This window comes from Amycolatopsis sp. NPDC051903 (genome assembly GCF_044452505.1).
Classification (GTDB): Bacteria; Actinomycetota; Actinomycetes; order Mycobacteriales; family Pseudonocardiaceae; genus Amycolatopsis.
The window spans coordinates 110,461-130,645 of the sequence record NZ_JBITBT010000013.1 but is presented as its reverse complement, the minus strand read 5'-3'; the positions used below and the strand labels follow the sequence as shown (position 1 = coordinate 130,645).

General features: G+C 71.8%; 19 protein-coding genes. 7 read left to right on the top strand and 12 right to left on the bottom strand.

Annotation, left to right across the window (positions count from 1 at the left end):
• Positions 1–156: 156 nt before the first annotated feature.
• The 4 genes from ACIA77_RS26215 to ACIA77_RS26200 form a co-directional block, all read right to left on the bottom strand.
• Entirely contained in the window at positions 157–924 is a 768-nt protein-coding gene (locus ACIA77_RS26215) for an NPP1 family protein (protein WP_395888615.1), read from the bottom strand.
• A gap of 139 nt (positions 925–1,063) precedes the next feature.
• Positions 1,064–3,355, bottom strand: a complete 2,292-nt coding sequence (locus tag ACIA77_RS26210) for an FtsX-like permease family protein (protein WP_395888614.1) — start codon at positions 3,353–3,355, stop codon at positions 1,064–1,066.
• The gene (locus tag ACIA77_RS26205) at positions 3,352–4,032 is read right to left on the bottom strand and encodes an ABC transporter ATP-binding protein (RefSeq protein WP_395888613.1); all 681 of its coding nucleotides are present in this window, start codon (positions 4,030–4,032) and stop codon (positions 3,352–3,354) included. The genes ACIA77_RS26210 and ACIA77_RS26205 overlap by 4 nt, the downstream gene beginning before the upstream one ends.
• Entirely contained in the window at positions 4,029–4,553 is a 525-nt protein-coding gene (locus ACIA77_RS26200; RefSeq protein ID WP_395888612.1) for a PadR family transcriptional regulator, read from the bottom strand. Before ACIA77_RS26200 ends, ACIA77_RS26205 begins: the two co-directional genes overlap by 4 nt.
• Before the next feature lie 302 nt (positions 4,554–4,855).
• On the opposite strand from ACIA77_RS26200, the gene ACIA77_RS26195 reads away from it, so the two are divergent.
• A complete protein-coding gene (locus ACIA77_RS26195) occupies positions 4,856–6,034 on the top strand; it encodes a thioester domain-containing protein (RefSeq protein ID WP_395888611.1) in 1,179 nt (392 codons plus the stop codon).
• A gap of 83 nt (positions 6,035–6,117) precedes the next feature.
• Here the strand turns inward: ACIA77_RS26195 and ACIA77_RS26190 are convergent, their stop codons facing one another.
• The 5 genes from ACIA77_RS26190 to ACIA77_RS26170 form a co-directional block, all read right to left on the bottom strand.
• Positions 6,118–6,339, bottom strand: a complete 222-nt coding sequence (locus ACIA77_RS26190) for a hypothetical protein (protein WP_395888610.1) — start codon at positions 6,337–6,339, stop codon at positions 6,118–6,120.
• A 13-nt stretch (positions 6,340–6,352) separates the two neighbouring features.
• Positions 6,353–7,354, bottom strand: a complete 1,002-nt coding sequence (locus ACIA77_RS26185) for an alpha/beta fold hydrolase (protein WP_395888609.1) — start codon at positions 7,352–7,354, stop codon at positions 6,353–6,355.
• 97 nt (positions 7,355–7,451) lie between these two features.
• The gene (locus tag ACIA77_RS26180) at positions 7,452–10,109 is read right to left on the bottom strand and encodes an AAA family ATPase (protein ID WP_395888608.1); all 2,658 of its coding nucleotides are present in this window, start codon (positions 10,107–10,109) and stop codon (positions 7,452–7,454) included.
• Between the two features lie 279 nt (positions 10,110–10,388).
• On the bottom strand, positions 10,389–11,897 hold the full coding sequence (locus ACIA77_RS26175; protein ID WP_395888607.1) for an LCP family protein: 1,509 nt from the start codon (positions 11,895–11,897) through the stop codon (positions 10,389–10,391).
• Between the two features lie 280 nt (positions 11,898–12,177).
• Positions 12,178–12,543, bottom strand: a complete 366-nt coding sequence (locus ACIA77_RS26170; protein ID WP_395888606.1) for a BlaI/MecI/CopY family transcriptional regulator — start codon at positions 12,541–12,543, stop codon at positions 12,178–12,180.
• 129 nt (positions 12,544–12,672) lie between these two features.
• Between ACIA77_RS26170 and ACIA77_RS26165 the strand changes: the two genes are divergently transcribed.
• The 3 genes from ACIA77_RS26165 (at position 12,673) to ACIA77_RS26155 (ending at position 15,171) form a co-directional block, all read left to right on the top strand.
• Positions 12,673–13,257, top strand: a complete 585-nt coding sequence (locus tag ACIA77_RS26165) for a phosphatase PAP2 family protein (protein ID WP_395888605.1) — start codon at positions 12,673–12,675, stop codon at positions 13,255–13,257.
• Between the two features lie 70 nt (positions 13,258–13,327).
• Positions 13,328–14,377 (top strand): Dyp-type peroxidase, encoded by a 1,050-nt coding sequence (locus tag ACIA77_RS26160; protein WP_395888604.1) that lies wholly within the window; start codon positions 13,328–13,330, stop codon positions 14,375–14,377.
• Entirely contained in the window at positions 14,374–15,171 is a 798-nt protein-coding gene (locus ACIA77_RS26155) for a family 1 encapsulin nanocompartment shell protein (RefSeq protein WP_395888603.1), read from the top strand. The genes ACIA77_RS26160 and ACIA77_RS26155 overlap by 4 nt, the downstream gene beginning before the upstream one ends.
• Positions 15,172–15,225: 54 nt before the next feature.
• Here ACIA77_RS26155 and ACIA77_RS26150 read toward each other — a convergent pair whose 3' ends face one another.
• Together ACIA77_RS26150 and ACIA77_RS26145 are read right to left on the bottom strand one after the other, a co-directional pair.
• Positions 15,226–16,149, bottom strand: coding sequence for a trypsin-like serine peptidase (locus ACIA77_RS26150; RefSeq protein WP_395888602.1), 924 nt, complete (start codon positions 16,147–16,149; stop codon positions 15,226–15,228).
• Positions 16,150–16,249: 100 nt separating this feature from the next.
• Positions 16,250–17,425: an MFS transporter gene (locus tag ACIA77_RS26145; RefSeq protein WP_395888601.1), complete on the bottom strand. Its 1,176-nt coding sequence runs from the start codon at positions 17,423–17,425 to the stop codon at positions 16,250–16,252.
• A 66-nt stretch (positions 17,426–17,491) separates the two neighbouring features.
• On the opposite strand from ACIA77_RS26145, the gene ACIA77_RS26140 reads away from it, so the two are divergent.
• Both ACIA77_RS26140 and ACIA77_RS26135 read left to right on the top strand, forming a co-directional pair.
• Positions 17,492–18,475 (top strand): metalloregulator ArsR/SmtB family transcription factor, encoded by a 984-nt coding sequence (locus ACIA77_RS26140; RefSeq protein ID WP_395888600.1) that lies wholly within the window; start codon positions 17,492–17,494, stop codon positions 18,473–18,475.
• A 98-nt stretch (positions 18,476–18,573) separates the two neighbouring features.
• Positions 18,574–19,158 carry a M15 family metallopeptidase gene (locus tag ACIA77_RS26135; RefSeq protein ID WP_395888599.1) on the top strand — a complete coding sequence of 195 codons (585 nt, stop codon included), beginning with the start codon at positions 18,574–18,576 and terminating at the stop codon, positions 19,156–19,158.
• Here the strand turns inward: ACIA77_RS26135 and ACIA77_RS26130 are convergent.
• A complete protein-coding gene (locus ACIA77_RS26130; protein WP_395888598.1) occupies positions 19,155–19,373 on the bottom strand; it encodes a hypothetical protein in 219 nt (72 codons plus the stop codon). The two genes, ACIA77_RS26135 and ACIA77_RS26130, sit on opposite strands and share 4 nt — an antisense overlap.
• 254 nt (positions 19,374–19,627) lie before the next feature.
• Between ACIA77_RS26130 and ACIA77_RS26125 the strand changes: the two genes are divergently transcribed.
• A complete protein-coding gene (locus ACIA77_RS26125) occupies positions 19,628–20,158 on the top strand; it encodes a DUF4232 domain-containing protein (protein WP_395888597.1) in 531 nt (176 codons plus the stop codon).
• Positions 20,159–20,185: the final 27 nt, after the last annotated feature.

Sequence of the window (20,185 nt, the reverse complement as noted above, 5' to 3'; positions counted from 1 at the left end):
TATCTCGCGGTGTGGTTCGGCGGGTTGTGGGGTCATCCTGGGTGGGGAGGTGACACCCGCTGTTGGAAAAAACCGGCGCGATCTCGCGGTGTGGTTCGGCGGGTTTGGAGTCGCCCTGGGTGGTGAGGTGACACCCGCCGTTGGAGGGTGCTTGCGTCAGCCGCGGGGGTTGAAGGGGATGCCGGAGGGTAGGGAGGCGGCCAGCAGGTCGTTGAACCGGGCGTCGTTGATCTTGATCGTGGCCGCGCCGAAGTCGGCGGACATCAGTTTGTCGCGCAGTGCCGTGGAGGGGTAGCCGTCCCAGCCGACGAGCGGCGGGTAGCGCCAGTTGTGGTAGAAGTTCTCCGGCGGTTCGTCGTTGTTGTTGGCCAGGCGGAAGAAGTGCGTGCCCAGGCCGTCCTTGTGGTAGACGACCTTCGGGTGCGAGCCGTCGAAGCGCACCTGCGACCGCGGGTAGGTGACCTGGCTGCTGTGCTGCGTGGTGGTCACGTACTCGACCTGGTTGGACGACTGGTTGATCCACGAGATCACGTGTTCCCAGTCGTGGCGGTGGCCGCCGAGGCCGCTGCCGTCCACGGCCTGGTCCTTCTCGAAGTAACTGGCGTAGACCACTGCGCACCAGCCGTTGTTGCACTTGGAGCGCGAGTACGTCTGGGAGTTGTCGAGGTCGGACTGGTCGTGGCAGCTGCCGTTCACGGCGCCGGTGGTGTTGAGGCCGGGCGCGAGGGTGCCGTCCGGGCCGATGGCCGGGGTGGCGTAGCAGCCGTCGGTGTCGTAGTCGTACGCGGGCGAGAACGACTGCTCGTACCCGTTCGCGTTCTGGGGCAGGTTGTGCGGCGGGTCGGCGTACGCCGCGGCCGCGGGGATGACCAACGCGAACGCGGTGGCACAGACCACTGTGCCGAGCCGTTTCAAGGTTCCCATGGGATCGACTTCCTCGTGGGGACGGGGGCGCTGATCATGCTGGCGCAGAAGATCGTCCCGCAGAAGGAGGAAGACCCGAAAAGCCCGCGACGAAGGTGGGTCGCGGGCCTTTCGGGCCGGTGAACTCAGGGGTCCGGAGTCACTCCGCGCGCAGCGACTCGACCCGCGTCACCTGCCGCAGCAGCGGGATCGTGCACGCCGTCACCACGAGCACCGCCGCGACGGCCGCACCCGCCATGCCCGCGATCAAGCCGCCGTCGAGCTTCACGGGGATGTCCGCGGCCCGCAGGATCGGCAGCGTCAGCCCGGTGCCGGCGACGACCGCCAGCGCCACCCCGATCACCACCGGCAGCGCGGTCTGCGCGAACGAACTGCGCGCGAGCACCCCCAGCGGCACCCCCGAAGCCGACAGCGCCGCCAAGGCCCGCCGCCGCTCGGTGATCTGCTCCACCGCCAGCATCAGCAGGCTCAGCGCCGCCACGGCGAGCACGAACAGCGACGCCGTCAGCAGGATCGCCCGGATCGTCGCCACGATCCCGGCCGGTGCGGCGGGCTCCGCGTCGGTCCTCGTCTCGACGCGCCACGTCAGCCCCTTGACCGCGGCGGAAACGCGATCGGCCAAATCCGCCGGGCTGCCCTGGCCCGTCACGTACACCGATGGCAGCACGGTCGGCACCGGGATCCCGGCCACCGCCCCGTCGGTGATGAGGAACGAGCCCGCCAGCCACCGCGCGGCCGAAGTCGACGGCACGTGCGTCACGTGCGCCGGAATGGTCCACACTGGACCATCGCCTGCCGAACTCCCGGCGGAGAAGTGCACGGAGCCCGCCGGGAGCGGTCGTCCCGGATCGTCCACGGCGTACACCGCACCGTCCACACAGGACGGCAGCTGCGCCCGCAACGCCAGCGCGGCACACGAACCGATCTCCGCGCCCGCCCACTGGTCACCCGCGCTCGACGTCCCCACGACACTCGACTGCAGCACGGTCCCGGCGTGCTCGACGCCCGGTACGGCCGACACGCGGCGTTGCACCTCGGGGGCCGTGGCCGCGTCCGTCGCCACGCTCACCGGTGCCGCACCCGGCCACACCGGGGTTGAGTCCAGTTCGGACTTGCTCGCCGCGAGCGTCGAGTTCAGCAGCACCTGCAGCAGGATGCTGCCGGCCACCACGACGACCAGCCCGGACACGACCCGGCTCGGGGTACCGCTGTCGAGCTGCAGCCGCCGCACCGCCAGCTGCCACGCCGGCGGCCCGCCGCGCAGCTTGCCGGCGACGAGCTCCACGAGCCACGGCAGCAGCGCCGTCACACCGATCAGCAGCAACGCGGACCCCACGGTCAGCGCGACCATCAAGGCGGCGTTGGCGTTGCCCGGGTCGGTCGCGTACGCGGCGCCGGTCAGCAGCACGCCGAGGCCGGTGAGCACCCACCGCCACCACATCCGCCGCCGGACGGGTTTGCCCTGGCGCACCACGCCGAGCGGTTCCACGATCGTCCGCCGCAGACCGAACAGCGCCGCGCCGATCGCGAGCGCCGGCACGAGCAGCACCACGAGCACCGCGAGCGGCCACGAGGGGACGAAGTCCTCACCGAACACGCGGTAGCCGAACAGGTCGAGCGACCCGAGTGCCGGGCGGATCAGCACGAACAGCACGACGCCCAGCACCACGCCGATCGTCGCACCCAGCAACGACTCCCCGGCCGCGACCCAGCGGATCTGCCGCGCGTCGACCCCCAGCAGCCGCAGCGCCGCGAGCCGCTGGTCGCGCTGCGCCGCGCCCATGCGCGAAGCCGTGGTCACGAAGATCAGCAACGGCAGCAACAACGCGACCACGACCGGCAGCAGCGCGACCAGCACCGTCGCCGTCACGGCGAACCGCGGTGGCTGCCCGCCGCCGAAGCCGTAGATCTTCTTGGCCTGGTCACTGCTCTTCACGTCGTCGAGTGTCGTGCCGTACCAGGCCGTGAGTTCTCCGGCGTCGACGAGACCGGGTTTCGCGATCGTCGCGCTGGGCGCGGCCGGCAGCCGGCTGCGGAACGACGCGCCGTCCGGGCCCGTCAGCGCGCGCACGACGTCCGGCGAAGCCACGAGCTCACCCGGCTTCGGCAGCTCCGTCAGCCCGGGCGGCACCGGCGCGTGCGGCCCACTGGCCGCGACCGACGTGATCCGCACGAACTGGGTGCCCACCTCCGCGCTCCACGTGATGGCGTACAGCGGGTCGACGCCGGGCACCGGCTGTGTGGTGGGCGTGGTCGCGGCCGCGCGGTCTTCGCGCGCGCTCACCACGGAGTTCACCGACGCGGCGGGCAGCAGCACCGCCACGACGAGCCCGATGCCCACGGCCGTCATCGCGAGCCGCAGCAGCGCCTGTCCCGACATCCGGCCGCCCCCGACGGCCAGCCGGAGTCCGAGCAGCAGGTCGGCGATCACGACGCGTACTCCTGGTCGGACACGCGCCCGTCGCGCACCACGATCTCCTGGTCCGAATACGCGGCGACGCGCGCTTCGTGCGTCACGAGCACCACCGCCGCGTCGGTCTCCCGCGCGGCTCCGGTGAGCATGCGCATGACCTTCTCGCCGTTGAGCGAGTCGAGCGCGCCCGTCGGCTCGTCGGCGAACACGACCTTGGGCCGCGTCACGAGCGCGCGGGCGACGGCGACGCGCTGGCCCTGCCCACCCGAGACGTCACCCGGGCGCTTGGCCGCGACGTCGGCCACCTCCAGCCGTTCGAGCCACTCGCGCGCGGTGGTTTCGGCCTTGCGCCGCGCGACCTTCGCGAGCCGCAGCGGCAGCGCGACGTTCTCCAGGCACGTCAGCTCCGGCACGAGCTGACCGAACTGGAACACGAACCCGAACTCCGTGCGCCGCAACGCACTGCGCTCGCGGTCGCCCATGGCGACGAGATCGCGGCCGCCGTAGGTGATGGTGCCGGCGTCGGGCCGGACGATGCCCGCGAGGCAGTGCAGGAGCGTCGATTTGCCGGAGCCCGACGGGCCCATGATCGCGAGCACCTCACCGGGCGCGACGGATACGCCGGCGCCGCGCAGCGCCTGCGTGGGGCCGAAGGATTTCTCCAAGTCGTTGGCGGCGAGCAGGGGTTCCGTCACGAGCGCACCTCCGCCGCCAGATCGTCGAGGCGCGCGGCCGTGAGCTCGAGCCAGCGCAGGTCGGCTTCGAGGTGGAACAGCGCGTGGTCGCAGATCAGCTGCGTCGCGAGGTCGCCGTCGCGCTTGCGGCGCGTCAGCTCGCGCATCTCCTTCAGGTGCGCGGCGCGCTGCGAGTCGAGCACGGCGGTGGCGCTGCGGCCGGACAGCAGCGCGAGCACGACCTTGGTGTAGAGCGTGTTGTGCAAGTACGGCTCCGGTGCTTCCGGAGTCGCGAGCCACCGCTCGACGTCCGTGACACCGGCTTCGGTGATCGTGTAGCGCTTGCGTTCCGGCCCGTCGCCGGCCTCGACTCCCGCGACCTCGACGAGCCCGTTCTTCAGCAGGCGCGAGAGCGTCGCGTACACCTGCCCGTACGCGAGTGGCTTGTCCTGCCCGAACTGCTCGTCGTAAGCGCGTTTCAGGTCGTACCCGTGCCGCGGCCCGGGCTCGAGCAACGCGAGCAGGGTGGTCCCCACCGACATGCCTGTCCCCTTTGGATCCCCTGGGCGATCGCGTGGTTCGCGATCGCTATACGCGGTGAATATACATCGAGTGTATATACCGGCGCCGACGGTGTGGCCGAGCTGTCGCGTACCGATGGCCGGGCACTCGGGTGGAGGACATCGATCGTCGGGGGGACCACCGCGGGTGACCTTGTGAGCCCTGTGTATGCTCCCGAATCGCTTGACTGGGTGGATTCTCACCTCACGGGTGGCCGTCGTGATCGGGGTGTGTTGTCTCACGCGGCTCCGACTTTCTGGGACGGGCTTGGATGGGAGAACAGATGCAGGTCAGGTCAGGTCTGGTGCGTGGCGGGATCGCGGCTGCCGCCGCGGCCGCGGCGCTGCTGCTGGCGGCGCAGGGCGCCACGGCGGACACCGGCGCGAAGGCTGAGGACGGTGCGGCCAAGGGACGCCTGATCCCAGGAGGGGGCACCAACGGTTTCGGTGTCAACCTCAACGAGAACGGCAAGGACCACTACTACGACACGGTCCTGTTCGGTCTCAAGCTCTCCGACGGCAGCACGCTGAAGCTGTACTGCGTCGAGATCGAGACGAACATCGACGAGAACCAGGACATGCTCGAAACGCCCTGGAACAAGTACCCGAACCCGAAGTCGCCGTTCAACGAGAACAACGCGAAGATCAACTGGGTGCTGCACCACGGCTTCCCGGCCGAAGACCTCAAGGGTCTCGAGGCGGAGCTCAAGGGTGCGACGCTGCACGACGGCCTGTCCCAGGCCGAGGCCATCGCCGCCACGCAGGCCGCGGTGTGGCACTTCAGCGATGGCAAGGAAATCGACCGCGACAAGCCGGTCCAGTACGGCAACGCGGACAACGGTGCCGACGTCCTCGCGCTCTACGACTACCTGACCGGCAGCGACAACACCGGGATCGGCCAGCAGCCGAAGCCGACCCTGAGCATCACCCCGGCTTCGGCCAAGGGTGAGGCCGGCACGCGCATCGGCCCGTTCACCATCGCCAGCACCGGTGACATCACGGACCTCACGACGCAGCTGCCCGACGGCGTCAAGCTCACCGACGCCGACGGCAAGGCCCTCGCGGAGGGCGACGTCAAGGACGGCAGCAAGCTGTACCTCGACGTGCCGAAGGACACCAAGGCCGGCACCGCAGAACTGGCGCTCAAGGCCGTGGGCCACCTCGACACCGGCCGCCTGTTCGTCGGCGAGAACTACGACAAGCACCCCGCGCAGTCGCTGATCGTCGCCGAGTCGCAGAAGACCACGGTCGACACGTCGGCTTCGGCGTCGTGGACGGAGGCCGGCGTCACGCCGCCCACCACCCCCGCCGCGCCCACCAGTCCGGCCCCGGCCGCGGGCGGTTCGCAGCCCCTCGCGAACACCGGCGTGAACGCCGGATTGCCCATCGGCATCGGCGCCGCCCTCGTCCTCGCGGGCGGGGCGATGCTGGTCCTGGTCCGGCGTCGCCGCGGCAACGCCTGATCTTTTCCCAACGCTGAGCGGGGCCGGTCCGATGTGGACCGGCCCCGCTTCGTTTTTCGGCTGGGTGTCCGGGCGAACCGGACCTATCCGACGATCACCCCGGTGATGAGCCCGTCCCGTGCGACCAACCGCACCCGGTTGCTCAGCCAGATCAGTGCGCGATCGTGACCAGTCGGCACGTCGACGGTGTAGCCCTGGTGCTCCAGCTCGATCACGGCGCGGCGCACCGGCCACCCGACCACGTCCTCCGGCTGGAACTTCGGATCGCGCGCCGGGCCGCCGTCGCGGACTCCTTTGTGCCCCACGAAACCAACGTACTCAGAGCCGGGCCGCGTCCACGATCGCCTGGGTGAAGTCCGCGGGCGCTTCCTGCGGCACGTTGTGCCCGATCCCCGGGAGGATCCGGTGGTCGTACTTGCCCGTGAACTGCGCCCGGTAGCCCGAGCCGTCGGCGGCGGCGCCGTCGAAGTCCGACGCGATGGTGATGGTGGGGAGGGCGATCTTCGGGCTCTGCTGGAGCTTGGCTTCGAGGCGGTCGTACTGGGGTTCGCCCGGCGCGAGGCTCAGGCGCCAGCGGTAGTTGTGGACCACGATGGCCACGTGGTCCGGGTTGGTGAACGACTGGGCCGTGCGCTGGTAGGTCGCGTCGTCGAAGTGCCACTTCGGGGAGACGGTCTGCCAGATCAGCTTGGTGAACTCGTCGGTCTTCTGCGTGTACCCGAGCACGCCGCGTTCGGTGGAGAAGTAGTACTGGTACCACCAGCCCAGCTCGGCGGCCGGTGCGAGCGGTTGCAGCTGCGCCTTGAGGTTCGTGATGAGGTACCCGCTCACGAGCACCAGCGCCTGGCACCGCTCGGGCCACAGCGCGGCGACCGCGCCGGCCGTGCGCGAACCCCAGTCGAAACCGCCGAGCACGGCCTTGCGGATGTGCAGCGCGTCCATCAAGGCGATCACGTCGGCGGCGACGGCGGACTGCTGCGCGTTGCGGAACGTCGAGCCCGAGCGGAACGTCGTGGTCCCGTAGCCGCGAAGGTAGGGCACGAGCACGCGGTAACCCCGCGCCGCCAGTGCGGGCGCGACGTCGGCGAAGCTGTGGATGTCGTACGGCCACCCGTGCAGCAGGATCACGACCGGCCCGTGCGCCGGGCCCAGCTCCACGTAGCCGATGTCGAGAACGCCCGCCCGCACCTGCTTCAGCGGTCCGAACTCCGGGCGCCCGCCGGTCGCGGCGGACGCGACAGCTCCGGGCGCGTAGCCGGCGATCGACGCCGTCGCCACGCCGGCCGCGAACACCTGCGAGAACTGTCTTCTGCTGATCATCGAAAGCACTCCTGAAGATCGAAACCCGGTACCGCGATTCGACCGTACGGAGTGGGCGGGTGACTTCGCGCCCGTCAGGTGACGCCGTGGGTGTACGTCAGCTCTGGCGCCGCAACGCCGCACCCAGTTCGCCGCGTGCGCTGATCCCGAGCTTCGGGAAGATGCGGTGCAGGTGCGTGCTCACGGTCCGGTGCGACAGGTACAGCCGCTGCCCGATCTCGCGGTTGGTGAGCCCTTCGGCGGCCAGCTGCGCGATGTTCAGCTCGTGGGCCGTGAGGTCACCCAGCGCGTCCGGTTCGCGGTTCGGCGTCGCCTCGCCCGCCGCGCGCAGTTCGCGAGCGGCCCGTTCGCTCCACCCCGTCACGCCCAGCGCGTCGAACGTCTCGCGCGCCGCGCGCAGCACCGGCCGCGACTCCGCCGCCCGGCGCCGGCGGCGCAGCCACTCGCCGAACGCGAGCTGGAGCCGTCCGCGTTCGAGCGGCCAAGCCGCGGAGTCCAGCGCGGTGCGGAACAGGTCTTCGGCTTCCTCGTCGGCCGCGAGCACCGCCCGCGCGTACCGCAGGCCGTGGTGCAGCGCGGGCGACGTGGTCGGCGCATCCGAAAGCTCGGCCACCAGCCCGCGCACGACGTCCGCCCGATCGCTGTGGACCGCAGCTTCGGCCAGCTCGGGCAGGACGTAGCACCGCAACGCCAGCTGGTACGCGGGATCGGCCGGGTCGAACACGCGCAGCAGCGCGGCGACCGCGTCGGCGTGCCGCCCCGCGCCCAGCGCCGCCAGGCCGCGCGCGAGCTGCACTGTCGCCAGCACCGGCCGCGCCCCGGCGGCGAGCCCGACGCGTTCGGCTTCGACCGCGAGCTTCTCGGCCTGTTCGGAGTCGCCGCGCAGCGCCGCGATCTCCGCCTGCACCGCCCGCGCCAGCCCGACCACGTACGGCTGGTGCGTCTCCGCCGCCAGCCGGCCCGCTTCTTCCGCGGCGGGCAGCGCCGTCGCGAGGTCGCCGAGCCGGGCGTGGCTCCACGCCTGCACGGCCAGGGCCCGGCTCAGCAACCCGAGCCGGCCTTCCGCGCGCAGTCCCGGTTGCGCCGCCGCCGAAAACCGCGCGGCGAGGTCGAAAGCGCCCACCTGCAGCGCCGCGCTGCCGAGGAACCGGACGACGGTGGGATCGGCGTCGGTGCGGTCCGCGAGCTCCCGCAACGCCGTGACGACCTCGGCGCCGCGCTCGAGGGGCGTCACATACGCGGCGATCGCGACCATCCGCGGGTCGGCGGGGTCGACGGGCAGTTCGCCGGCGATCGCCGTGATGCGCTCGCGCGCCGCCGCGCCCGGCTCGACCCAGAAGCAGCGCATCGCGGTGCTCCAGAAGATCCGCATGGCCAGCTCGAGGTCACCGTCCTTCGCGACGGTGCCCGCGAGCGTCACGAGTTCCGTCGCACCTGCCGCCCCTTCGCGGACGCCGTCGTCGAAACCGGTGGGCAGCCACGTGACGAGCGCGCGCTGCCGCGGCGTCAGGTCCAGCTTGGCCGCTTCCGCCAGCAGCCGGTCGACGACGTCGCGCCGCCCCGATTCGACGGCCAGGTCCGCGGCCCGCAGCAGCCGGTCCGCACGGCGGACGTCGGTCACGCTGAGCCGCGCGGCTTCCTCGAGCGTCGTGATGGCCGCCGCCGCGCCACCCCGGCGCCGGGCGTCGTCCGCCGCGGCTTCGAGTTCGGCCGCGACGGATTCGTCCGCACCGGTGGTCGCCGCGGCTCGGTGCCACGCGCGGCGGCCGGGTTCGTTCAGCGTCGCGGCCAGCGCGTGGTGCGCGGCCCGCAGTTCCGCGGGAGTGGCCGCGCGGACGATGGCCGAGCGGGTCAGGGCGTGGCGGAACGTCACGGTCGTCGCGTCGACCTCGACGAGCCGCGCCGCGACGGCCGGGCCCAGCGCGTCGGTGCCGGCGGCCTTCACCGTTTCGGCCAGCGCCGGGCTGTCGTTGAGCGCGGCGATGAGGAGGCTCGCGCGGGCCGCGCCGGGCAATTCGGCGGCGCGGGCGGCGAAGGCCTGGTCGAGCGGACCGGTCCGGGCGGCGGGCAGCTCGGTCAGGGCGAGCGGGTTGCCGGCGGCTTCCGCGATGATCCGGGCGCGGGCCGTCGGGTCGAGGTCCGGCGCGACGGCGTCGAGGAGTTCGCCGGCGCTGTCCGGGTCCAGCGGGGCCAGCGCCAGCGCGGGGAGGTCGTCGAGGCGGGTCGGCTCGCCGTCGCGGGCGGTGGCGATCACCACGACCGGTTCGGACTCCACGCGCCGCGTCACGAAGGCGAGCACGTCCTGCGTCGCGCGGTCGAACCAGTGCACGTCTTCGAGGAGCAGGACCAGGGGAGTCGTGGCTTCGCTGAGGAGGTTGAGCACGGCCAGCCCGACCAGGTACGGCTCGGGCTGCGGGCCGTCGACCAGGCCCAGGGCGGTGCGCAGCGCGGTGCGCTGGGTCGCCGGGAGCGCGGCGGTGGCGTCGCGGAGGGGGTGGAGCAGCTGGTTGAGCCCCGCGTACGGGAGGTGCTGCTCGGGTTCGGCGCCGGCCGCGGTCAGCACGCGCAGGCTGGCCGCTCCCAGCTGCTGCCGCACGGCCTGGACCAGCGCCGATTTGCCGGCCCCGGGCTCACCGCGCACGAGCAGGGCGCCGCCGCGGTCGCGGATGCCGTCGACCAGTTCGGCCAGGCGTTTCTGCTCCAGCTCCCGTCCGAACAGGACCACGCGCCGGTTCCCCTCTCTGTGGCTGGCCACCCGAGCCAGGCTACGGGAGTGGCTCGCCGCGAACGGTGATCCACAACCGGTACCACTCCTCGGGCGCCAGCTCCAGGTCCTTCGCGTCCTTGGGGATCAGCGCGGCCGTCACGTGGGGACGTGAACGTACTGTGCATGCTTGATCACGCCTGGCGCCGGAAACGGACAGCCGTCAACAGGAACCACACCGATCCGGGATTCGTCAACCGGACGATCTTCGCGCCGACTCCGCCGACTGTCGCGAGTGGACGCCGGGTGCCGGACGAACCCCGCGTCGGATCAGTTGACGCAGGTGACGCCGTTGGCGGTGATCGGCGGCGGGGCCTGCGCCGGCGCCGGAGCGACGTCCGCGGCCGGCTGGACCTGGGCCGAACCCGAGGAGCCGGCGGCCGCACCGCCGCCCGTGCTGGAGGCGCCCGAGGAGTCCTCGAAGTCCTTGCCGAGGAAGACGCGGAAGTGGTCGTTCGTCAGCGAGGTGTCGGGGCTGACCGCGATGTCGCTGCCCAGCGCCTGCGCGATCTGCGTGGCCTGGTCCTTCTGGTCGTGGCTGTAGAAGATGATCGACGTTTTGCGAGTCGTCGCGTTCGCCACCACGCCCTTGGTGTACCCGGCGGCTTCCAGCTTGTCGGCCACGCGCCCGGCGAGGCCGCTGCTGTCCGAGGCGTTGCGCACGTCCACGGTGTACTCGCTGAGGTTCGCGTCACCCGCCGCGGGCTGGCCCGAGGCCGGAGCCGGTTCCGAGGTGCCGAGCTGCTGGTGCACGAATTGCTGCACCTGCGCGGGATCCACCTCGACCGCGTCGCCGTCCGACGGGGTCTTCAGCGAGATGTTCACCACCGGCACGGTGACGAACTTGATGGCGCCCGCGCTCATCCCGTGCAGCTGCTGCGCGAAGCTGACGATGTCCCAGCCGCTGTCGACGACCACGGCCTTCTTCACGGCGCCGATGAGGTCGTTCAGCTTGCCCGGGTCGGCGAGCGTGCCCGCCGACAGGATCGTCTTGGCCATGCTCGCCATGAAGACCTGCTGGCGCTTGATGCGGTCGAGGTCGCCGTTGGGCAGGCCGTGGCGCTGGCGCACGAACTGCAGCGCCTTCGCCCCGCCCACGGTCTGCTCGCCCGCCGGGAAGTTGGCGCCCGAGAACGGGTCCTTCACGGCCTTGTTGAGGCACACCGGCACACCGCCGACGGCTTGGGACAGGTAGTAGAACCCGGCGAGGTTCACGGCGGCGTAGTGCGTGATGGTCAGCCCGGTGAACTTCTGCACGGTGTCGATCGCCGTCTTCGCGCCGGCCTGTGCGGAATCGGTTTCGAGCTGCGTGCCGGATTCGCCTTGTGCGACCAGCTTGTTCTTCTCCGCCACGAGCCCGTAGGTGTACGCGGAGTTGATCTTGTGCTTGCCGTAGCCGCCGGAGACCTGCACGTACGAGTCGCGCGGGATGGAGATCGCGGTCGCCTGCCCGCCGCCCGCGGGGATGTGGATCACGATCATCGTGTCGGTCGTGTCGCCGCCGTCGTCGCCGCCGCCGGCGTGCAGCTGCGACAGCACGTCGGCGGGCAGCGGATTGCCCTGCGCGTCGGTGCGGGTGTCGAGGCCGACCATCAGGATGTTCTGTTCGCCCAGCGGCGGCACGTCGCTGCCCGCGATGACGTCGGCCCTGGTCAGCCCGTCGGTGAGCGACTGCAGCGTCGAGTACGCGTAGCCGGTGCCGCCCAGCACGAGCAGGGACACGACGACGAGCACCACTTGTGCTGCGCGCAACGGTCCGGAGGCCTTGGTGCGAGGCATCAGGGCTCCTCTTCTGCTCTGGGTCACCGGCGTTCCCGGGGGCCAACTCACCCGGTGCTCGAAACGCCAACGGTAGCGGCCTCGATCTCGTGCGCGGCCGGGGGGCGTTTTCCGCGGCCGGTCTTGAGTGGACAAGACCGGACAAAGGTCTGAACCGCCGCTTCGTCGCGTTTCGCGCTCGGTGTTCGCGCGGATACTCAGCCAGCACTTTTTCGTTCTTGTCACCCGTGCCCGGGGGACGAAAGGGCACGATTCGCGAGTCGGACGTGCCTGGTGCCCGTCAGTCGCCGGATTCGTGCAGCAGGTCGCGCAGCAGCCGCTCGTCGTCGGCGGACAGGTTCGACACGAACCGGGCGAGGACGCGGGAACGGTCGGTCTCCGCGTCGAGCACCTTCCGCATGCGCCGCGCCGCCAGGCCGGGCTCGTCGTCCACCGGGCTGTAGGCGAACGACCGGCCCCGCTTCTCCCGTGTCGCCACGCCCTTCTCGAACAGCCGCGACAGGATCGTCACGACGGTCGTGTAGGCGAGGCTGCCGCCGAGGCGCTGCTGCACGTCGGTGGCCGACACCGGTTCGGCCGCGTCCTGCAGCACGCCGAGCACCTCGGCCTCCAGTTCGCCGGGGGCCCGCCTCTCTCCGTTGCGCACGACGGTGAAGTTACACCGGCAAGCTACTTCTACGATCCTGTAGTATTTCGACATGAGTGTAGTTTTTCGTCCGCTCAGTGCCGCCGGAAGTCCGTTGTGGACGGTCGGCGCCGCCGCGGGGGTGAGGTGATGCCCGACGCCGGGATCTACCGCGCGGTCACGGATTTTGCGTGGTCGCAGCACTGGCTGGCGGGGTTCGCCGTCGCGTTCGGCGAGTACGGCGTGTTCCTCGTGGTGCCCGCGGTGCTCGCCCTGCTCTGGCGCGCTCGCGGTGCCCCGACGGCCCTCGCCCGCGCCGTGTGGGTCCCGGCGGCGGTCGCGCTCGCGCTGGGTTTCGACACCGTGCTGAAGGCGCTGTTCGCCGAGGTCCGCCCGTGCCGCGTCGTCCCGGGAGTCCGCACGCTGCTGCCCTGCGACGCCCCCACGGACTACGCGTTCCCCAGCAACCACACCGCCCTCGTCGCGGCGTTCGCCGGCGCGGTCCTGCTCGTCCGGCGCAGCTGGGGCTGGTGGGCCACCGCGTTCGCCCTGCTCATCGGCGTTTCCCGGGTCTACCTGGGCGCGCACTACCCGCACGACGTCCTCGCGGGGCTGGTCGTGGGGTACGGCGTGGGGCTGTGCGGCGTCGCCGTCCACAGGCACCTGCGGCGGCTCGCCGAGCGGATCCTGCCCGCCCGCGTGAGTGCGGCGAGCGGATCCGGCCGACCGGGTTAGGATGCCGACGACAGCTGTGCGCGTGGGGAGGTTTGGTGGGCGAAGAAGCGTGCTGTGCGGGGGGTGCGCGGTGACGTCGGCAGTGTCGGCGGAGCTGCCGCCGGAACCCCAGCAGGTGGTGGGCCCGCTGACGCGCGCCGCGATCTTCCTGGTGGTGCGGATCGACACCGGTGGCGAGGACACCGTGCGCGACCTGCTGGCCGACCTGAGCGGGCTGCAGCGCACCGTGGGGTTCCGGTCGCTCGGCGGCGGCCTCACGTGCGTCGCGGGAATCGGGTCGGCGGCGTGGGATCGGCTGTTCGGCTCACCGCGCCCGGCGCAGCTGCACGAGCTGCCCGTGTTCGCCGGTGACAAGCACCGCAGCGTCACCACGAAGGCCGACCTGCTGTTCCACCTGCGCGCCGAGCGGATGGACCTGTGCTTCGAGCTCGAGTCGCTCATCATGGCGCGGCTCGACGGCGCCGTCACGGTCGTCGACGAGGTGCAGGGCTTCCGCTACTTCGACGCGCGCGACGTGCTCGGCTTCGTCGACGGCACTGAGAACCCGACCGGCCGCGGCGCCGTGGAGGCCGTGCTCGTCGACGACGACGGCGCGTTCGACGGCGGCAGCTACGTGGTCGTGCAGAAGTACCTCCACGACATGACGGCGTGGAACGCGCTGTCCACCGAGCAGCAGGAACTCGTGATCGGGCGGCGCAAACTGTCCGATGTGGAGCTCACGGACGAAGAGAAGCCCGGCGACTCCCACATCGCGCTCAACGTGATCACCGACGAAGACGGCAACGAACTCGAGATCCTCCGCGACAACATGCCGTTCGGGCGTCCCGCGTACGGCGAGTTCGGCACGTACTTCATCGGCTACGCCAAGACCCCGTCGATCATCGAGACGATGCTGGAGAACATGTTCGTCGGGTCGCCGCCCGGCAACTACGACCGCATCCTCGACTTCTCGATCCCGCACACGGGCGCGCTGTTCTACGTGCCCACCGTGGAGTTCCTCGAAGACCAGACGCTCGAGGACAGCACCGAAGCGACCGAACCGTCCGAGCCGGAGCCCCCGGCACCCACGCCCGGCCCCTCGCTGGGCATCGGCAGCCTGCGAAGGAGTCCCCGGTCATGAACAACCTGCATCGCGAACTCGCCCCGATCTCCGACGCCGCGTGGTCGGACCTCGAGGACGAGGCCCGGCGCACGTTCGCGCAGTTCGCGTCGGCCCGGCGGGTGGTCGACGTGGTCGTGGCCGACGACCCGACGCTCGCGGCCGTGGGCACCGGGCACGTCGAGGGCGTCGAGGGCCCGCTGCAGGGCGTCGCGGCCCGGCTGCGCACGGCCCAGCGGATCGTGGACCTCAAGGTGCCCTTCACCGTCACCCGCGACGCGGTGGACTCCGTGGAGTGGGGCGCGAAGGACCCCGACTGGCAGCCGGTGAAGGACGCCGCGCAGGCCATCGCGTACGCCGAGGACCGCATCGTGTTCGACGGCTACTCCGGCGCCGGCATCGCGGGCATCCGCCCCGCGTCGTCGCTGAGCCCGGTCGCGCTGCCCGGCGAGGCGAGCGCGTACCCGAAGGCGATCGGCGACGCTCTGGCGAAGCTGGGCGCGGCCGGCGTCGCGGGCCCGTACACGGTGCTGCTGAGCAACGCCGCGTACACCGCCGCCGTCGAAGCGGCCGACCACGGTTACCCCGTGCTGAAGCACCTGATGCAGATCGTCGACGGGGAGATCATCCAGGCGCCGGCGATCGACGGTGCGTGCGTGCTCACGACCCGCGGCGGCGATTACGAACTGCACTTCGGCCAGGACCTGTCGATCGGTTACACCGCTCACGACGCCGACACCGTGCAGCTGTACTTCCAGGAGACGCTGACGTTCCTGGTCAACACGACCGAGGCCGCTGTCGGTCTCACCGCCTGAGCCAGTACGCGAAAAGGCCGCGCCGGGATTTCCGGCGCGGCTTTTTCGTTCGGTTCAGAGCTTCCCGGCCGCGTCGTACAACGCGTGGGCGGCCTCGTCCAGCGGGGCGCCTTCGAGGTCGAGGGTTTCGGGCTCGCCGGTGGTCTCGTCGACGTCGGTCGTGCCGCGGCTGGTGACGGAGAAGATCAGCCCGGTGCCCGTCGCCGGGGAGAAGTTCGCGAACCAGGGCCCGCCGCTGGCGCCGCCCGCCAGGTCGCACGACGACTGCCAGTGGCCGAGCGTGTCGGTGCTCTGCTGCACGGACAGGTCGCACCACTCCGGCGACTCCCCGAAGAACGCCTTCGACCCCGGGTAGCCCACGATCCCGGCGCGTGTCTTCCCCTTGTGGTCGAAGGAGACCTGCTGCGTGCCCGCGACGGTCGCGACGTGCTGCCCCCGCTGCGGGTCGAGCACGACCATCGCCACGTCGGGCTCGCTGCCGGTGGGGTAGGAATCGCGGAACGCCAGCGCCCGCGCGGCGAACACCCCGTGCGGCTGCCGGCCCTGTTCGTACCCGGGCACGAACACGGACTTGTGCACCTGGATGACCTGGTCCTCGCGGTTGAGCCCGCCGTAGGCGCAGTGCCCGGCGGTGATGACGACGTCGCCGGTCGCGCTCGGCACGGCGGTCGCGGTGCACCAGCTGTCCTGCTCGGCTTCGCCGGGCGCGGCCTCGGTGAAGAAGAGCCGGCCGACGCCCTTCGGCACCGCGCCGGTCCAGGGCTTCGCCACCTGTTCGACGCGGTCGGTGGAGTCCGCGCCGACGGCCTTCATGCGCTCGGGCGTCCAGTACGCGAGCGCGGCGGCGCGGTCGGCGGTGCTGAAGGTCGTGACCTGGTTCCCGTCCCCGGCGGCCGTGGCCACGGCGGGGAAGGTGGCGGCCGCGGCCGCCACCGTCGCGAGCGTCACCAGCGTCCGGCGGAGCTTCAAGAGCGTCATGTCCGGGGGACGGCTGGGCGCGGGCCGGGTTCCCACCCGGTCCGGTGAACTGCCCGGACGTGCTCCGCGAGCCTTCCTCGGAGGGCAGTGAGCACCGTCGCTACCGGGGCCCGCGCCGCCGCAGCACCGGCAACGCGGCCACCAGTGCCACCGCCCGGACGGCACCCGCGATCGGGTAAGGCGCGCGGAGCCCGAAGGAGCCGGCGAGCAGGCCGCCGGTCACGGTGCCGAGCGGGATGAGGCCCCAGGCGAGCAGCCGGTAGACGCTGTTCACGCGGCCGAGCAGCGCGGCGGGCACGACGTCCTGGCGCAGGCTCACGCTCACGACGTTCCAGATCGTGATGACGAACCCGTTGACGGCCAGCAGCGCGCCCAGCACCACGGCGCCGGGGGCGAAGCCGATCGCGGCGAGGACCGCGGTGTTGGTGGCCAGCGCCAGGACGAGCGCGGCGCGATCGCCGATCCGCGCGACGATCCGGGCGTTGACCAGGCCGCCGGCGAAACTGCCGCACGCCGCGGCGGCCAGCAGCACGCCGTAGCCCGCGGGGCTGACGTGGAGGTCCTGCGTGGCCAGCAGCACGAGGGTGGCGACGGCGAGCTGGCCGCAGAACGTGTTGACGCCGGCCAGGATCGCGAGCGTGCGCAGCAGCGGGTGGCTGAGCAGCCAGCGCAGGCCTTCGGCGATCGGGGCTCTGACCGGCGTGCCGCGGTGCCGGCTGGGCAGTTTCGCGACCAGCGCCGCGGAGGCCGCGAAGGAGACCGCGTTGAGCCCGAACGGCAGCGCGGCGGCCAGGGCGAACAGCGCGCTGCCCAGCGGCGGGCCGGCGAACTGGACGCCCACGGTCCGGACGACCTGGAGCTCACCGTTGGCCTTGTGCAGCAACGGTTTCGGCACGACCTCCGGCAGGAAGGACTGCGCGGCGGTGCCGAACACGACCTCACCCGCCCCGAGCGCGATCGCCGTGACCACGAGCAGGGCGACACTCGCTTGGTGGCCGGCCACGAGCAGCGCGACGACCCCGGCCACCACCGCCTGGGCGAACTGCGCGCGGGACATGAGCCGTACGCGGTCGTGCCGGTCCGCCCAGGCCCCGGCGGGCAGCGACAACAGCAGCCACGGCACGTACGCGGCGGCGGCCACGAGCGACACCAGCCGCGGGTCCCGCGTGACGCTGACGGCCACCAGTGGCATGGCCGTCGTGAACGCGCCGTCGCCGACGTTGTTGATCCCGTTCGCCCACCACAGTCTCCGGTACGCCGGCGGCAGTTTCGTCACTTCGGCAATCCTGGGACGAAGGCGCGATCGCCACCACGATTTAGCCCGGTGCTTCATACTCGGCGGATGGCGCTGATCGTCGAAGTCGGCGTCGCCGAGCTGGCGGCGACGCGGTTCGCCGTGTCGCCGCTGTCGGAGACGGTGGCGGCGCTGCTGCAGATCGCCGGGCGCAACCGAGGACCGCTGCACCTGCGGTGGCTGCGCTGGGCTTCCGCGGAGCTGGCGCGGGAACCGCTCGACCTGCCGATCACGTGGCCGCTGCTCACCGCCGACCGGCCGAGCTGGCCCTCGTTCCTCGTCCCCGCCCCGGCGCAGGCCGGCAGCACGATCGACGACGACCTGGCCGCCCTGCGGCGCACGACCGCGCGGCAGGTCCGCGGCAGCCTGGCACGCCTGCTGGGGGACGAACTGCCGCCTCCCGTCGCCGAGTTCGCGGCGCGACCGGCCGCGGGGCTGCGCGCGCTCGCGGCCGAACTGCGCCTGGCGTTCGACCGGCTCGTCGTGCCGCACTGGCCGCGCCTGCGAGCGGTGCTGGACGCGGACGTCGCCCACCGCGCGCGGCAGCTCGCCGTCGGGGGCGCCGAACGCCTCTTCGCCGACCTGCACCCGGACCTGCGCTGGGAAGCGGGCCGGCTGGTGCTGGGCCGGACCGGCCCCGACGAGTTCGTGAACCGCGGTCCCGGCGGGCTCGTGCTCATGCCGCTCGCCCTCGGCTCGCCCGACCTGCTGATCAAGCGCAACACCACCACGCAGACCACCGTCCGCTACCCGGCGCGCGGGATCGGTGCACTGTGGACAGTCGGTGCCGAACCACCCGCCGGCGCCGTGGTCCGGCTCCTCGGCCGCGCTCGCGCCGACCTGCTGGAAGCCCTGCGGTCACCCGCCACGACCACCGATCTCGCGGCCGCGCTGGGGGTTTCGCCGAGCGCGGTGTCGCAGCACCTGCGGGTGCTGCGGGAAGCCGGGCTGGTCGGGCGCGAACGCTCGGGCCGGTCCGTGCTCTACCTGACGACCGAGCTCGGGGCAGCCCTGCTCGGGGCCGTTACGTGAACCTGCGGAGCTGTTACCTCCCGCGGACGTTCGCCTGACGGTCCGGGGACACGCGCGCAGCACGGTGGTTCCCGTGATCGTCTCGTCCGGGAGTGGGAATGCCTGATCTCCGTACCAAGGCCGCGCTGGTGCTGCTGCCGGCGGTGCTCGTCGCCGGCTGTTCGAGCGCGGCGTCCGAATGGCCGTCGGGCGTGGCGAGTTCGCTCGGCGCCGGAGGTTCCGCGGGCTCATCGGATCCGGACACGGATCCCGCGCAGGGCGGCATCCCGGACGGTCGCGACCTCACGCCGTTCGACACGGGCTTCCCCGCGGTGTCGAACCTGGACCCGGGCCTGCTGAAGGCCGTGCAGCACGCGGCGACGGACGCGCGGCAGCGAGGGATCGTCTTCAAGGTGACGTCGGGCTGGCGCAGCAAGGCCTACCAGCAGCGGCTGCTCGACGAGGGCGTCGAGAAGTACGGCAGCCTCGAAGCCGCGCGCCAGTACGTGAACACGCCCGAAAAGTCGACGCACGTAACCGGGAAAGCCGTGGACCTCGGCCCGACCGACGCCGACGACTGGCTCATCCGCCACGGCGACGACTACGGCCTCTGCCAGGCCTACGCCAACGAGCTGTGGCACTTCGAACTGCTCACGACGCCGGGCGGGCGGTGCCCGGCGCCGATGCCGAACGCGGCGGGTTAGGCCTGGCGCCGGCGGAAGGTGCCGACGAGGAAACACGCGATCGGGTCACCGCCGCGTTCCGGCGCGCCGAAACCGGGGCCGGGCGGGGTCACGACGCGCCCGGCCGAGGTGGTGAACGCCGTGCCGGTCGCCGCCGCCGTGGCGGGCACTGCTTCGAACGCGAGCGAGCCGCCGATCACGGCCAGTGCCGCGAAACCCTTGCCGATGGTCTTCATGCTGTTCAGCCTGCCCGCACATTCATAACCGTTCAAAGTGGTTACGAATGCGGTAAGGCTTTCGTCAGGAAGTCCCTACACGGTGGACGTGCGTGTTCACGGAAGGTTGCTTTCGTGGGGGCAATCCCACTTCTCAGGGTCATCCGCCCGAGGGATGGGCATCTTTGGCTGTGAGCGCACCGACGCGGTGAATGAATCACCGCCGCGCTCCCGCGGCGGACCGCCCGCCCGCGGGTTCAGGGAGGGAGCCAGCCATGACCAGCACTTTCCGCCGGGCCGCCGCCGTCACCGGACTGGCGGGCGCCGCTGTCGCCGCCGTCGCGTTCGCGAGCGCGGGCACCGCGTCCGCGATGCCGACCGACTTCCGCTGCACGGCGGGACAGGTCGACACCACGATCGTCGCCGGCGACCCGGGCGCGGGCCAGCGCTACGCCAACGTGGTCTTCACCGCGAAACCCGGCGAATCCTGCAACCTCGAGGGCGCGCTGCCGGTCGCGTTCACCGGCGCCGACGGCGTCACCGTCACGGCCGACCCGAGCGCGGCGAACGCGCCGCTGGTCACCATCTCCGACGGTCAGCAAGCCACCATGCTGCTGCACTGGAGCGGCATCGAGGGCCCGGAGCAGCAGGTGCAGCCGACGAGCGTCACGATCACCGCGCCCGGCGTCACCACGCCGCGCGGCGACACGAGCGATCCGCGCATCACGTTGCCGTGGAACCAGTCGCCGCTCGACAACGCGCCCGAGGCGCACGAAGTCACGGTGGGACCGGTCGTCGCGGCCTGACCCGCCTCGTCGCGCGGCTGCGCGCGC

Excerpts from the sequence above, each read along its gene's own strand:
- ACIA77_RS26200 (WP_395888612.1), bottom strand. The coding sequence starts at position 4,553 with ATGTCGGTGGGGACCACCCTGCTCGCGTTGCTCGAGCCCGGGCCGCGG.
- ACIA77_RS26185 (WP_395888609.1), bottom strand. The coding sequence starts at position 7,354 with ATGATCAGCAGAAGACAGTTCTCGCAGGTGTTCGCGGCCGGCGTGGCG.
- ACIA77_RS26195 (WP_395888611.1), top strand. The coding sequence starts at position 4,856 with ATGCAGGTCAGGTCAGGTCTGGTGCGTGGCGGGATCGCGGCTGCCGCC.
- ACIA77_RS26125 (WP_395888597.1), top strand. The coding sequence starts at position 19,628 with ATGACCAGCACTTTCCGCCGGGCCGCCGCCGTCACCGGACTGGCGGGC.
- ACIA77_RS26155 (WP_395888603.1), top strand. The coding sequence starts at position 14,374 with ATGAACAACCTGCATCGCGAACTCGCCCCGATCTCCGACGCCGCGTGG.
- ACIA77_RS26140 (WP_395888600.1), top strand. The coding sequence starts at position 17,492 with ATGGCGCTGATCGTCGAAGTCGGCGTCGCCGAGCTGGCGGCGACGCGG.
- ACIA77_RS26150 (WP_395888602.1), bottom strand. The coding sequence starts at position 16,149 with ATGACGCTCTTGAAGCTCCGCCGGACGCTGGTGACGCTCGCGACGGTG.
- ACIA77_RS26135 (WP_395888599.1), top strand. The coding sequence starts at position 18,574 with ATGCCTGATCTCCGTACCAAGGCCGCGCTGGTGCTGCTGCCGGCGGTG.
- ACIA77_RS26130 (WP_395888598.1), bottom strand. The coding sequence starts at position 19,373 with ATGAAGACCATCGGCAAGGGTTTCGCGGCACTGGCCGTGATCGGCGGC.
- ACIA77_RS26175 (WP_395888607.1), bottom strand. The coding sequence starts at position 11,897 with ATGCCTCGCACCAAGGCCTCCGGACCGTTGCGCGCAGCACAAGTGGTG.
- ACIA77_RS26165 (WP_395888605.1), top strand. The coding sequence starts at position 12,673 with ATGCCCGACGCCGGGATCTACCGCGCGGTCACGGATTTTGCGTGGTCG.
- ACIA77_RS26215 (WP_395888615.1), bottom strand. The coding sequence starts at position 924 with ATGGGAACCTTGAAACGGCTCGGCACAGTGGTCTGTGCCACCGCGTTC.